Source organism: Undibacterium sp. WLHG33 (assembly GCF_049544815.1).
In the GTDB taxonomy this organism is placed as follows: domain Bacteria; phylum Pseudomonadota; class Gammaproteobacteria; order Burkholderiales; family Burkholderiaceae_D; genus Undibacterium.
In genome coordinates this window covers 1,074,352-1,088,169 of sequence record NZ_CP186697.1, presented here as the reverse complement: position 1 = coordinate 1,088,169, position 13,818 = coordinate 1,074,352, and the positions used below count along the sequence as shown (strand labels likewise).

Annotated in this window: 14 protein-coding genes; 6 read left to right on the top strand and 8 right to left on the bottom strand. The window is 51.4% G+C overall.

The features are described from left to right. Positions 1 to 2 precede the first annotated feature (2 nt). The 4 genes from ACOTSW_RS04935 to ACOTSW_RS04920 form a co-directional block, all read right to left on the bottom strand. On the bottom strand, positions 3 to 386 hold the full coding sequence (locus ACOTSW_RS04935) for a phage holin family protein (protein ID WP_423681347.1): 384 nt from the start codon (positions 384 to 386) through the stop codon (positions 3 to 5). Between the two features lie 3 nt (positions 387 to 389). Continuing rightward, complete coding sequence (locus ACOTSW_RS04930; protein ID WP_186882892.1) at positions 390 to 701, bottom strand: DUF883 family protein; 312 nt, start codon at positions 699 to 701, stop codon at positions 390 to 392. Positions 702 to 848: 147 nt separating this feature from the next. Next, positions 849 to 1,694 carry a 4-hydroxybenzoate octaprenyltransferase gene (gene ubiA, locus ACOTSW_RS04925; protein ID WP_423681346.1) on the bottom strand — a complete coding sequence of 282 codons (846 nt, stop codon included), beginning with the start codon at positions 1,692 to 1,694 and terminating at the stop codon, positions 849 to 851. 117 nt (positions 1,695 to 1,811) lie between these two features. Beyond that, complete coding sequence (locus ACOTSW_RS04920; protein WP_423681344.1) at positions 1,812 to 2,009, bottom strand: hypothetical protein; 198 nt, start codon at positions 2,007 to 2,009, stop codon at positions 1,812 to 1,814. Between the two features lie 200 nt (positions 2,010 to 2,209). On the opposite strand from ACOTSW_RS04920, the gene ACOTSW_RS04915 reads away from it, so the two are divergent. Beyond that, complete coding sequence (locus ACOTSW_RS04915) at positions 2,210 to 2,995, top strand: helix-turn-helix domain-containing protein (RefSeq protein WP_423681343.1); 786 nt, start codon at positions 2,210 to 2,212, stop codon at positions 2,993 to 2,995. A gap of 55 nt (positions 2,996 to 3,050) precedes the next feature. On the opposite strand, the gene ACOTSW_RS04910 is transcribed toward ACOTSW_RS04915, so the two are convergent. From ACOTSW_RS04910 to recG, 4 genes are all read right to left on the bottom strand, one after another. Next, positions 3,051 to 3,995, bottom strand: coding sequence for a hydrogen peroxide-inducible genes activator (locus tag ACOTSW_RS04910; RefSeq protein WP_423681341.1), 945 nt, complete (start codon positions 3,993 to 3,995; stop codon positions 3,051 to 3,053). A 223-nt stretch (positions 3,996 to 4,218) separates the two neighbouring features. Beyond that, positions 4,219 to 5,133 (bottom strand): SDR family NAD(P)-dependent oxidoreductase, encoded by a 915-nt coding sequence (locus tag ACOTSW_RS04905; RefSeq protein ID WP_423681339.1) that lies wholly within the window; start codon positions 5,131 to 5,133, stop codon positions 4,219 to 4,221. Positions 5,134 to 5,303: 170 nt separating this feature from the next. Then, entirely contained in the window at positions 5,304 to 5,786 is a 483-nt protein-coding gene (locus tag ACOTSW_RS04900; protein ID WP_423681338.1) for a GNAT family N-acetyltransferase, read from the bottom strand. A 44-nt stretch (positions 5,787 to 5,830) separates the two neighbouring features. After that, positions 5,831 to 7,954, bottom strand: a complete 2,124-nt coding sequence (recG, locus tag ACOTSW_RS04895) for an ATP-dependent DNA helicase RecG (protein ID WP_423681337.1) — start codon at positions 7,952 to 7,954, stop codon at positions 5,831 to 5,833. A gap of 122 nt (positions 7,955 to 8,076) precedes the next feature. On the opposite strand from recG, the gene queA reads away from it, so the two are divergent. From queA to secF, 5 genes are all read left to right on the top strand, one after another. Continuing rightward, positions 8,077 to 9,120 (top strand): tRNA preQ1(34) S-adenosylmethionine ribosyltransferase-isomerase QueA, encoded by a 1,044-nt coding sequence (queA, locus tag ACOTSW_RS04890; protein WP_423681336.1) that lies wholly within the window; start codon positions 8,077 to 8,079, stop codon positions 9,118 to 9,120. Between the two features lie 91 nt (positions 9,121 to 9,211). Continuing rightward, positions 9,212 to 10,345 carry a tRNA guanosine(34) transglycosylase Tgt gene (gene tgt / locus ACOTSW_RS04885; protein WP_423681335.1) on the top strand — a complete coding sequence of 378 codons (1,134 nt, stop codon included), beginning with the start codon at positions 9,212 to 9,214 and terminating at the stop codon, positions 10,343 to 10,345. Positions 10,346 to 10,575: 230 nt separating this feature from the next. Continuing rightward, positions 10,576 to 10,842, top strand: coding sequence for a preprotein translocase subunit YajC (gene yajC, locus ACOTSW_RS04880; RefSeq protein WP_423682259.1), 267 nt, complete (start codon positions 10,576 to 10,578; stop codon positions 10,840 to 10,842). Between the two features lie 77 nt (positions 10,843 to 10,919). After that, positions 10,920 to 12,800: a protein translocase subunit SecD gene (secD, locus tag ACOTSW_RS04875; RefSeq protein ID WP_423681334.1), complete on the top strand. Its 1,881-nt coding sequence runs from the start codon at positions 10,920 to 10,922 to the stop codon at positions 12,798 to 12,800. 33 nt (positions 12,801 to 12,833) lie between these two features. After that, on the top strand, positions 12,834 to 13,772 hold the full coding sequence (secF, locus tag ACOTSW_RS04870) for a protein translocase subunit SecF (protein WP_423681333.1): 939 nt from the start codon (positions 12,834 to 12,836) through the stop codon (positions 13,770 to 13,772). Positions 13,773 to 13,818 lie beyond the last annotated feature (46 nt).

The following is a 13,818-nucleotide window of genomic DNA, read 5'->3' as shown; positions in this document are numbered from 1 at the left end:
TCTCAGTTCGAAGAGGAGTGAGGGAAATTATCACGCAGCGCCTGCCCGTCTTTTTCCAACTCTGACAGTGTCAGCGATAACAGTCTTGGTTTTGCTTCCAGTTGTTGGCGTATCCGCCAGGTAATACCCCCCGCTGCAATTGCGAACAAGGCAATCAGGATGGAAATCAGCTCAATTCTGTGGGTATCCCAAAATACGGCAATCAACAGAACCACAATCAGGACAACGGCGCAGCAAGCGCAAAACAGTGCGGTCAATGACCACAGAAGAATAGAGGAAAAGCGGCTGAGCTCTTCCTCTACTTCGACCGCCGCCAGTTCCAGACGTGTGTGTACTATGCCTGAAAAGGTCGCGATGAGCTTCCCCACAGAGTCGAGAATAGCCATGAGTTACTTACTGCGTCCGATCAGCAAACCGAGCAGCAAGCCAACACCGGCAGCGATACCGGCAGATTGCCATGGATTTTCTTTGACGTAGACGTCGGTCGCTTTTGCCGCATCTTTGGTTCTGGTGATGACCAGATCTTCAACGCGCTGTACTTCTGCTTTCGCATTTTTCAGTGTCTGTTCAAAACGTGCTTTTGCCGATTTGAAGCCTTCACCTGTCTGTTGTTCTGTATTCTTCAACATTTCTTCGGCATCGCGTATGACCTGATTCAGATCGTGCATCAATTGATCTTTGTGCTGTTCTATTGAGCTCATCGTATTTCCTTTAAAAGTGTTGATAAAGAGTATCTGTTGACAGTCTAGGTAGTACAACTTAACAGCATTTGCGACAGATCAAACAGAGTCGAACTTCATTGCGACGCAGGCGGATTGCGCCGACGTTGATCGTTTTAATCGTCGCATTTAATGTAATACATAGTCAATAGCAACGCCAGCAAAGATTGCGGCACCCAGCCAGTTATTGTGCCGGAAGGCAGCGAAGCAGCGCATACGGTCACGATCTTTAATCAGGGTGTAATGATAAATCGCGCAGCCTGCAGCGACAGCGATGCCAGCGAAAAACCAGCTGTGCAAGCCGTAATACCAACCGATGGACGTGATCATGACGAGGCTGATGAGGTAGCAGACCATGATCGCCTTGACATCAAATTGGCCAAAGGTAATCGCGGAAGTTTTGATTCCTATTTTGAGATCATCATCTCTGTCCACCATCGCATATTCAGTGTCATAGGCGACTGTCCAGAACACATTGGCGATCAGCAGCATCCACGCCGTCCATGGAACTGTGTTTTGCACCGCCGCAAACGCCATCGGAATACCGAAACCGTAAGCAATCCCGAGATAGGCTTGTGGAATGCCGAAGAAACGCTTGAAATACGGATAGGTCGCAGCAATGATCACCGCCAGAACGGATAATTGTTTTGTCAGTGTATTGAGCGGCAGGATCAGGGCAAAGGCAATCAGCGACAATATCAGCGCAATCAGCAAGGCCTCTTTCCCGGATACTTTACCGCTGGTCAGCGGCCGATCTGCGGTACGTTTGACGTGGCGGTCGAACTCTCTGTCAGCATAGTCATTCACCGCACAGCCTGCTGACCGCATCAGTGCCGTACCAAGACAAAAGATTGCTACCAGTTTGCCATCGGGCGCTCCATCGGTTGCCAGCCACAGCGCAATCAGAGTCGGCCACAGCAGCAATACGATGCCGATAGGCTTATCGAGCCGTAACAGTTTTAAATACCATTGCATTCGCGAGAGTAAAGCATTCATGTCATAAAAACGGAGTGATGTCAGCCCCGCCATTATAAGTGCGATTTATCCTGTTGCCAGAATGCTGTCTCGGCAGCTTGCCGCATTGAGCGCTTTTCAGGTGAGCAATGATGCCAGAGGTCTGGTCACACGCTGATCGGAGTCTGAGCGGTAATTCACCGGACATTCAGCTTCGGAAGCCCCGGAACAAGCGGATCTGGCCGGCATATTGCTGGTCTTTCCTATCACATAGCCGGACGTGAATACGGCCAGGGTGACGCAGATACAAGCAAGATATCGGAGGATTGATTTCATTTCTTACTTTCAATGTCAGATGAAAAGTGGTCCTGATGGAATTGGATAATCGGAGTCGGGTTCAGGGCCGACGATAAGTAAAAAGAGTTTCTCAATACTGTGAACTTCGTACTAATAAAATGTTCAAAGAATAAATTTTCAGGATGATTGGTATTAAAAAACGCTACCATTCGCGAGCCGCGTATTCGATGGAGGAATAAATGAGTTCACCGGAGTTGTTGTTAAATGTCTTGCGTACAGAGCTGCGTGCGGCGGGCGTGACTTATAAAATTCTCGCCGAACGGATAGGCATGAGCGAGTCCAGCGTCAAGCGTATGTTCGGACAAAAAGACATGAGCCTGTCTCGTCTGGCGCAGATATGTAAGGCATCGGGTATCGCGATGGAAGATGTTTTGCGCCAGGCCGCAGATGTCGCGCCGCACTCGGATAATCTGACGCTGGCGCAGGAGAAATCCCTGATTGCCGAGCCTAAATTATTGCTGGTTGCGATTTGTTGTCTCGGTCACTGGAGCCTAGAGCAGATCGTCGATACCTATGAGATCAGTCAGGCAGAAGTCATCTTACATCTGATTGCGCTGGATAAGCTGGAACTGATCGAATTGCGGCCAAATAATCGCTACCGGCTGAATGTCTCGCCGGCATTTCACTGGCTGCCGGATGGCCCGGTTCAGCAGTTTTTCCGGGACTACGTCGTCAGCGATTATTTCAATGGCCGCTTTGATCATGTGGGCGAAACTCTGCTCTGTGTGCCAGCGCGGGTTTCCAGTCGGAGTGCGCAGGAAGTCGTACAAAAAATTCAGCAATTGGTGGCAGAACTGGCGCGTCTGCATCAGGAAGACAGGAAGCTGCGGCCAGAAGAAATCGATGGTTTTACTTTGCTGGTCGGTTTTCGTTCATGGGAGTTTTCTGCTTTCACCGCTTTACGCCGTCCAGAGGCCAGACCTGTTATGACGGGCATTACACATCATATCGCAACCAAGAAATAAGCCGGGTGACCGGCTCAGACCGACAAGCGTTGCTTGCGCAGGTGCGCTGATTTCGCTATTGTGCCGCAGGCGGTAAATCGAGCATCGTCACACCGGGTAAATCACAAGCAAGCACGGCCTTGTGGATCGCTTCAATGGCTGCCAGGCGAGTAAAACTTTTACGCCAGGCGATCACTACACGGCGATCTGGTACCGGGGCTGCAAAAGGCACGTAGCGCAGCATGCCATCTTTGGCGTTCATGTCCGGCACTGACGCAACGGGCAGTACAGTCAGGCCTATGCCGGAGGCGACCATGTGACGTATCGTTTCGAGAGAGGAGCCTTCAAAGGTGCGGGCAATGCCGTCACCAGTCGTCGAGAATCTTGCCATTTCAGGACACACTTCCAAGACCTGATCTCGGAAACAATGACCATTCCCCAACAGCAGCATGGTTTCCGATTTTAATTCTTCGGCGGAGATTGTCTTGCGCTCAGCCCACGCGTGCTCGCGCGGCATCGCGACGACGAAAGGTTCATCATACAGAGCTTGTGTCATCAGACCCTGATCCGGCAGCGGCAAGGCCATGATGGCTGCATCCAGTTCGCCCTGACGCAGCAGTTCCATGAGTTTGACTGTGAAGTTTTCCTGCAATACCAGTGGCATTTGCGGCACTTGTCTGATCATGGTTTTCACCAGGGTGGGCAGCAGGTAAGGGCCGATGGTGTAAATCACGCCGAGACGGAAAGGACCAGCAAGCGGGTCTTTGTTTTGTTTGGCGATTTCTTTGATGGCGGCGGTCTGTTCGAGCACACGTTCTGCCTGCGCCACGATCTGTGCGCCCAGCGGTGTCGTCGATACTTCTGTTCCGCCCCGTTCAAATATGGTGACTCCCAGCTCGTCTTCCAGTTTTTTGATCGCAACCGATAGCGTCGGTTGCGCAACAAAACAAGCTTCTGCTGCATGGCCGAAATGTTTTTCGCGTGCGACCGCGACGATGTATTTTAATTCTGTGAGTGTCATGAGCTAAGTTTGGCACAGAGTCCGGTTGGCGTCAGCAATCCGGTTTATTTATTTTCTGAAGAAAACCTAAAAATAAATATATGAGGGGGAGTATATTTTAATGCCCTTGTATCTATTGGAGGCTGGCGCGAAAATTACTTATACTCCCCCAGAGTATCATCTTCATCCAGTGATAATACGAGTCTCAGGATGAAGACAGTTATGTGATTTTACGGTCAGGTGTTTATTTTTTCTGCGCGTGACTCATCGCTTTGGTCAGTTCCAGATGCCCCTGCGCTGCACCACTGTCAGGAACGATTTCACCGTCTCGTTGACGCACCTCGTTCAGACGGGCAGCCAGTTGCTCCGGAGCATCGCCTTCACGACCGACCCAGATACCTTGTGTCATCGTGATATTCGCCGCTTCAAAGCTGCCAGCGCCGGCACACAGTATGGTTCTGGTTGGCGCGCTCTCAGCCGCGAGTACCAGCATTGCAGGAACGACATCGGAAGGTTTGAGTGCCGCTAAGAATTCCGCTGGGAACAGGCTTTCTGTCATGCGTGTGGCGGCGGTCGGTGCCAGGCTGTTGACATGGATATTGTGTTTTGCACCTTCCAGTGCCAGCGTCTGCATCAGGCCGACCAAGGCCATTTTGGCGGCGCCGTAATTGGATTGACCGAAATTGCCGTACAGCCCTGAGGAGGACGTCGTCATGACGATACGACCATATTTTTGTTCTGTCATGATAGGCCACACCGCTTTGCAGCAATGAACGGCACCCATCAGATGCACGTCCATCACGAGCCGGAAATCATCGAGTTCCATCTTGGCGAAGCTTTTATCACGCAAAATACCGGCATTGTTAATCAGAATATCAATGCGGCCCCATTGTTTCATCGTGTCATCGACCATTGCCTGTACCGCGGCAAAATCAGTAACGGAAGCACCGTTTGCAATCGCTTCGCCACCTGCTGCTCGGATTTCCTCGACGACCGCTAACGCTGCGGCAGATGAACCTCCGGAGCCATCACGTGCGCTGCCCAGATCGTTGACGACCACTTTGGCACCACGCGCAGCCAATGCCAGCGCGTGTTCGCGCCCGAGTCCGCCGCCCGCGCCGGTGACGATTGCCACGCGACCTTTAAAATCGATACTCATATTTGTTGTCCCATTAATTTATTAGTTAATCAGATAGTCGTAGTTGTTGACAGACAAATTGCCCGGTAGTGATTTTAACTTGCCTGATTCCCTCAGAGTAATCCGATTGATCTGCGGTTGGTACTTTTCCATCGTCTTTTTGTATGCAATCAGTACCTGTGCTGCAGATATCAGTTCAGTTTTTTCTGCATCATGATGGCGCCACCCATCGCCGGGTCCAGCTCGTAAGTGGCAAATCCCTGCTTCAGGTATAACTGACGCGCAGGGAGGTTACGTTCCAGAACTTCCAGCGTGATTTTGCAATAACCAAGCTCAACAGCAAGCCGCGTGATGTGTTCCATCATCCGGACGCCGATATGTTGACTGCGAAAATCCGGATGGACAGCAAAATCGTGAATGTTCAGCAGCGGCTTGCAGGCAAAGGTTGAAAAGCCTTCGATGCAAATCGCCAGTCCGGCAGCCTGATCACCGGCATACGCCAGTACCACCCGCACGGTGTTGCGGGTTTTTAATTCATTGATCAGATTTTTCTGGCAATAGTCAGACAGGGCCTCACCGCCGCCCATGGGGTCTTGCGCGTAACTGTTAAGCATGGCCAGCACATCATGAGCGTGTTGTTCGTTGTGCAGATCTGCATTGATGATTGTAAGCATAAAAGGGATTAGCGGAGTAAGGTTTGACGGGAGCTGCGAGTTCATTACACGCGCAGGAATTCTTCTTTATTCCCCAGCCAGCGCTCTAAGTGCGCAGCGACGGTGACGGGGTCATTTTTTAATAAATCAGCAGCCAGGTTTCTGGCTTTTTCAACCAGCCATTGATCTGTCTCCAGGTTCGCAAAGCGTAGCATGGCTTCGCCGGATTGCCTTGCACCGAGAAATTCGCCGGGACCGCGTAACTCTAAATCTTTACGGGCGATTTCAAAGCCATCATTGCTTTCGCGCATGGTCGCCAGCCTTTGTTTCGCGGTGCCACCCAACGGCCCCTGATACAGCAACAGGCAGACGCTGGCGGCCGCGCCACGACCAACGCGGCCGCGCAGCTGGTGCAGTTGTGAGAGTCCGAAGCGCTCAGCGTGTTCAATCACCATCAGGCTCGCATTCGGTACATCGACCCCGACTTCAATGACGGTAGTCGCCACCAGCACCTGCGTACGGTTGTGGATGAAATCATCCATCACCGCCTGTTTTTCCGCAGGCTTGAGTCGGCCATGTACCAGTCCGACCTGCACTCCCGGCAACGCAGCCGCGAGCATCAGGTGAGTGTCAGTCGCGGTTTGCAGTTGCAGGGTTTCGGATTCTTCGATCAGTGGACAGACCCAGTACACCTGTTTGCCTTCCAGCGCTGCCGCGTGCACCCGCGCGATCACTTCATCGCGGCGATTCTGGTCTATCACGCGGGTAACGATGGGCGTGCGTCCCGGTGGTAATTCGTCAATCACGGACACTTCCAGATCGGCGAAATAGGTCATCGCCAGTGTGCGCGGGATCGGTGTTGCTGACATCATCAGCTGATGCGGAATTTTCCCTGCTTCAGCCTTATTCGCCAGATTCAGACGTTGACTGACGCCGAAACGATGCTGTTCATCAACGATCACTAATCCCAGCTTTTTGAACTGCACGTTATCTTGTATCAGTGCGTGAGTTCCTATCACCAGTTGCGCTTCGCCGGAGGCAATCAGCACATTGGCCGCTTCTTTTTCTTTTTTCCTGAGGCTGCCGGTCAGCCAGGCCGTTTTCACGCCCAGCGGCTCCAGCCATGCAGCGATTTTTCTGAAATGCTGTTCTGCCAGAATTTCTGTTGGCGCCATTAAGGCCGCCTGAAAGCCATTGTCTATGGCTTGTGTTGCAGCCAACGCAGCGACGATGGTTTTGCCGCTGCCGACGTCGCCTTGTAACAGACGCTGCATGGGAAAGGTTTCGCGTAAATCGGCGCGGATTTCCGCCAGCACTTTTTCTTGCGCATTGGTCAGCGAAAAAGGCAGATTCAGTAAAAATGAATTACTCAGTTCGCCTGTGACAGGCAGCGCGTTCGCGCCTTTGCTGCGGCGTGTGATCTGCGCCCGTTTTAACGAGAGTTGCTGTGCCAGCAGCTCATCGAATTTCATACGTTCCCATGCCGGATGTTCCCGTTCCATCAAACTGTACTGATCGATATCCGGCGGCGGATTGTGCAATGTGCGTACGCTTGCCTCGAATCCCTGTAAACCTAAGGCCGCTAAACGTGCTGGCGATAAGGTGTCGCGCCAGTTGACTCTGGTCATGGCGTTCGCAATCGCTTTGCGTAACAGTACCTGCGGTACGCCTTCTCCGGAATGGTAAACCGGGGTCAGGGAGGTTGGTAAGGGCGCGCCTTCATTGACGATTTTGTAGCCGGGGTGCACCATTTCCGCGCCAAAAAAACCATGCCGCAATTCGCCGCGTGCCCTGACGCGCACACCCATTGCTAATTGCTTGAGCTGGCTGCCGTAAAAATTCAGAAAGCGTAAAACGACTTGCCCGCTATCGTCGCTGATGGTGACAACCAGTTGGCGGCGCGGGCGATATTGCACATCCGATGCGGTCACGACGCCTTCCACCTGTACGGTGTTGCCACCGCGTAAGGCCGCATCATGCATGGGGATAACGGCGGTCTCATCCTCATAGCGCATAGGCAGATGCAGGACGAAGTCCATGTCTCTGCGCAAACCCAGCCGGGCGAGTTTTTCACTGGCTTTGCTGGTGCTGCCCGCCGCTTTAGAGGACGGCTTTTTACCGGATTGACGGGCTGCTTTGATCGGTGGCGCGTGTGTCTCTGTACTTGCGTTTGGGTCTTCAGCTGCCATGGGTGTAAAATGGTGGGTTTTGCTGTTGGCTTAGTTGTGCAGGAATGTCCTTCTTTAGCTTATTTTACTGAGTTTTTATACAGTATGCAGCATTTTGTTCCATCTCTATTCGTTTCCCGCGCATGAAATATTCTTTGAGTGATTTTGATTTTGATCTGCCCGATGCTTTAATCGCGCAAATGCCGCTGCCGGACAGAACCGCTTCGCGCTTATTGCATGTCGATGGTGAACAACTGGTGGATCGCCATTTCTCTGACGTGATCGATCAGCTGTCTGCAGGCGATTTACTGGTGTTCAATGATACCCGCGTGCTCAAAGCGCGTTTTTTTGGCGTCAAGGAAACTGGTGGCAAAGTGCAATTGCTGGTTGAGCGCGTGTTATCGAATACGGATGACAACCGCAGCGTGCTGGTGCAGATGCGCGCATCGAAATCGCCGCTACCGGGCAGTAAAATCAGGCTCGCAGATGCATTCGATGTCGTCGTGGGTGAACGTCAGGGTGAGTTTTTCACTTTGTTTTTTCCTGACGACATATTTACTTTGCTCGAAACTTACGGTCGCCTGCCTTTACCACCGTATATCGAACATGATGCTGATGATTTTGATGAGCAGCGCTATCAGACTGTGTATAACCGTGTGCCCGGTGCCGTCGCTGCACCAACGGCGGGTCTGCATTTTGATCAGGCTTTATTAGAGCGCTGCCAGCAAAAAGGCATAGGGCTGGCGTACGTGACTCTGCACGTCGGTGCGGGCACATTTCAGCCGGTGCGGGTTGAGAATCTGAATGAACATGTAATGCACAGCGAGTGGTACACCGTACCGCAAGAGACTGTCGATGCGGTACGCAAGACGAAAGCGGCGGGGGGCAAAGTCATCGCCGTCGGCACTACCAGTATGCGCGCGCTGGAATCTGCATCGCAAAGTGGTCAGCTCGAAGCTGGCAGTGACGATACGCAATTATTCATAACGCCGGGTTATGTATTTAAAACGGTTGATCGCCTGATCACGAATTTCCATTTGCCAAAATCGACGCTGATGATGCTGGTATCGGCGTTTGCCGGTTACGATAGAATCAAATCCGCTTACGCCCATGCGATTGCGCAGCGTTATCGTTTCTTTAGTTACGGCGACGCGATGTTGCTGACCAATGCCTCCGGGAAGGCCTGAAAATTGCTGAAATCAAGCGGAAACAGGCTGGATAAGAAAGACGTAGGACGACTCATTACCGTGCGCTTTGCGGAGCGCACAAGGAAGAATCATGCTTGAATTTACTCTGATAAAAAAAGACAAAACGACCGCTGCCCGCCGTGGACGTGTGAAGGTGAATCACGGCGAAATCGAAACGCCGATTTTCATGCCAGTCGGCACTTACGGTTCTGTGAAAGCGATGTCACCGCTGGAACTCAAAGAAATCGACGCGCAGATTATTCTTGGTAACACTTTTCATCTGTGGCTGCGCCCTGGCTTGAGTGTGCTGGATAAATTCGGTGGTTTGCATGACTTCATGGGATGGAATAAACCTATCCTGACCGATTCCGGCGGTTTTCAAGTGTTTTCGCTCGGAGCGATGCGCAAGATCACGGAAGAGGGGGTGAAATTTTCGTCGCCGATCAGTGGGGAACGCTTGTTCCTGTCGCCGGAAATTTCCATGCAGATTCAGCGCTCGCTGAATTCCGATATCGTGATGCAGTTTGACGAATGTACACCTTACGAAATTGACGGCAGACCGGCGACTACCGAAGAAGCCGGTAAATCGATGCGCATGTCGCTGCGCTGGGCCAAGCGTTCGATAGACGAATTCAGGCAAGGTGAAAATCCGAATGCTTTGTTTGGTATCGTTCAGGGCGGTATGTTTGAAAACTTGCGCGACGAATCACTGGCGGGCCTGAATGAGCTGGGGTTTGACGGTATTGCGATAGGGGGGCTGTCGGTCGGTGAGCCAAAAGAAGACATGATGCGCATTCTGGCGCATACCGGCCCGAAACTGCCGGAAAACAAGCCGCATTATCTGATGGGCGTCGGTACGCCGGAAGATCTGGTGGCAGGCGTGGCGAACGGTATCGACATGTTTGACTGCGTGATGCCCACACGGAATGCGCGCAATGGCTGGATATTCACCCGCTTCGGCGATGTGAAAATCAAAAACGCGCGTTACAAGGAAGACAAAGAACCTCTGGACGCAACGTGTGAATGTTATACCTGCAAAAACTTCTCTCGTGCGTATTTGCATCACCTGCATCGCACTGGCGAGATTCTCGGCGCACGTCTGAATACGATACATAACCTGCATTATTATCTCGATCTGATGAAAAACATCCGTCAGGCGCTGGATGAGGAACGTTTTCCTGAGTTCGTACAGCAGTTTCATGCTGACCGCGCGCGCGGCATCTAGTCTGCACCTTAGTCTGTATCTGAGTCCGTCTCTGGCTTTTTTCGCCAGTTTTGATGTAGAGCAGTGCTAGAATGTGGCGCTTTACTGCTTGAAAAGTAGTTGATCGTCACTATTTATCATTATCTTGCCCAACACTGGCTGGATAATATTTATACAATTAACGGAGTCTGAACGTGTTTATTTCTAACGCTTATGCGCAATCTGCGGGTGCTGGTGCTGATGGTGGCCTGATGAGTTTCCTGCCTCTGGTATTAATGTTTGTCGTCTTGTATTTCCTGATGATACGACCACAAATGAAGCGCCAGAAAGAACAAAAAGCAATGATGGATGCGCTGGCAAAGAATGATGAAGTAGTGACTTCCGGTGGCATACTCGGCAAAGTGACCAAGGTCAGTGAAAGCTATGTGACGATAGAAGTCGCAGAAGGCACAGAGATCGTTGTGCAAAAAGTTGCCGTCACGATGTTGTTGCCTAAAGGCACCATTAAAGCGATTTAATCAGTAAATACCTGCAACGCAGTCCGATCGATATCCGGGCTGCGTTGTGCTTTTCAGCTTCCATTTCTTTTTTAATTATGAATCGCTACCCACTCTGGAAGTATCTGTTGATTGTGATTGCGCTGGTATTCGGTGTGTTGTACACCGCGCCCAATTTTTTTGGTGAGTCGCCGGCGGTCCAGATCAGCAGTGCGAAATCGACTGTCAAAATTGACGAAAGCATGAAGGCGCGTGTCGAACAAGCCTTGCAGCAATCGGGTCTGAAAGACAGTGGCGTGTTCTATGACTTTAACGGTATGCAGGGCTCTGTGCGTGCACGCTTCGCTGATACCGATACGCAATTTAAAGCGAAAGACATACTCGAAAAAACACTGAATCCTGACGCAACGGATCCAACTTATACAGTGGCTTTCAATCTGTTACCGAATACGCCGAAGTGGCTGCAAAGTCTGAATGCATTGCCGATGTACCTTGGTCTGGATTTGCGCGGTGGTGTGCATTTCCTGATGCAGGTCGATACCAAGGCGGTTCTGGCCAAGCGGGTGCAGGGGCTGCAATCGAGCGTACGTTCCGCATTGCGTGAAAAAGATATCCGTCATGCTGGCATCAGCCGCGATGGCGATAATATTTCGGTGAAGTTCCGTGATGCTGAAACCCGCTCTGCAGCGAAGACCGTATTAGCATCGCAAATGACGGATGTGAATCTGACAGATGTTGTCAGTGCCGATAATACCGAATTCAATCTCACTGTCAGCCTTAAGCCAGAAGCTTTACAAGCCGTAGTGACCGAAGGTGTGAAGCAAAACATTACCGCTTTGTCTAAGCGTGTGAATGAGCTCGGTGTCGCAGAGCCGATTATTCAACAACAAGGCCCTGATCGCATCGTTGTACAGTTGCCAGGCGTGCAGGATGTGGCGCGTGCAAAAGAAATTATCGGACGTACCGCAACGCTGGAAGTGCGCTTGCTGGATGACAGTGTGATTGGCCCGGTCGATGCGAATACGCCAGTGCCGTATGGCTCGGAAATGTTCAAAGGCAATCGTGGTGGCGAGTTGCTGATCCTGACCAAAGACCCAGTGGTGACTGGTGATTACATTACTGGTGCGACTGCCAGTTTTGATCACAACCAGCAGCCAGCTGTCGGAGTCGATCTGAACGGCGATGGTGGCCGTAAGATGCGCGAGGCAACCCGCAGCCGTATAGGTAAGCGTATGGCGATTGTCTTGTTTGAAAAAGGCAAAGGCGAAGTCCTGATTGCTCCGACCATCAACGATGAACTGGGTTCACGCTTCCAGATTACCGGTATGGGTACAGCTGCGGCCTCTGCCGATCTGGCTTTGTTGTTGCGCGCCGGTTCGCTCGCTGCACCGATGGAAATTATCGAAGAGCGTACGATAGGCCCGCAACTGGGTGTGGAAAACATTAAGCAGGGCCGCAATTCAACCTTATACGGTTTTGCTGCGATCTCGATCTTTATGGTCATCTACTACATGTTGTTCGGTTTCTTCAGCGTGCTGGCATTGTCCGTCAATCTGTTGTTACTGGTCGCGCTGTTGTCCTTGCTGCAAGCGACACTGACTTTGCCTGGTATCGCCGCGATTGCGCTGGCACTGGGTATGGCGATTGACTCGAACGTGCTGATTAACGAACGTATCCGCGAAGAGTTGCGTGCTGGCAGATCACCGCAAAAGGCGATTGAAGAAGGCTTCGGCCACGCCTGGGCAACAATTCTGGATTCCAACGTGACGACGCTGATTGTGGGTCTGGCCTTGTTGATTTTCGGTTCAGGTGCGATCCGCGGGTTTGCTGTGGTTCACTGCCTCGGTATTCTGACCTCGATTTTCTCGTCAGTCTTTGTGTCGCGTGGCGTGGTGAATCTCTGGTACGGTCGTCAGAAAAAACTGACTTCGCTTTCTATCGGTCAGATCTGGAAGCCAACCGATGATGCAGCCAAATAACCGATTGCCCAGATAAGAATTCAGGAATTCATTATGGAATTATTCCGCATTAAAAAAGACATTCCTTTCATGCGCCATGCGCTGATTTTCAATGTCATCTCTGCACTGACTTTTGTCGCCGCCGTATTTTTCCTGCTGCACAAAGGCTTGCATTTCTCTGTCGAATTTACCGGCGGTACGGTGATGGAAGTCACCTATCCAAAAGCGGCTGACGTTGACAGCATACGCCGTACCGTTGAAAGCCTCGGTTATGTTGATGCGCCGGTGCAGACCTTTGGTAAGGCGCAGGATGTCGTGATCCGTTTGCCGTTGGCAAAAGGCGTGACAGCAGCAGATCAGGCTGATAAGGTCATGAAAGCACTGCAGGCAAAAGACCCTGAAGTGAAACAACAACGCGTAGAGCAGGTCGGTGCGCAGGTTGGTGACGAACTGGCGCATGATGGTCTGATGGCGTTGTTATTCGTGGTGCTGGGGGTGGTTGCTTATCTGGCGATACGCTTTGAATGGAAATTCGCGGTCGCAGCGATTCTCGCTAACTTGCATGACGTGGTGATTATTCTCGGCTTCTTTGCGTTCTTTCAGTGGGAATTTAACCTCTCCGTGCTGGCGGCGGTATTGGCAGTGCTGGGTTACTCGGTGAATGAATCCGTGATTATTTTTGATCGTATCCGTGAAAATTTCCGTACTCAGCGAAAAATGTCAGTGACAGAGGTGATCAATCATGCGATCACCAGCACCATCTCGCGTACCATCATCACTCATGGATGCACGCAAATGATGGTGTTGTCCATGTTACTCATTGGTGGCCCGACTTTGCATTATTTTGCCGTGGCGCTGACGATCGGTATCTGCTTCGGTATTTATTCTTCTGTCTTCGTTGCTGCTGCCATTGCGATGTGGTTGGGTGTCAAACGCGAAGATCTGGTGAAACCAGTCAAGGAAAAAGACGATACCGACGGCGCCGTAGTTTAAAAACGCTGATATTCGTCGTTATGATGTAACGATAGGTATCTAAAAT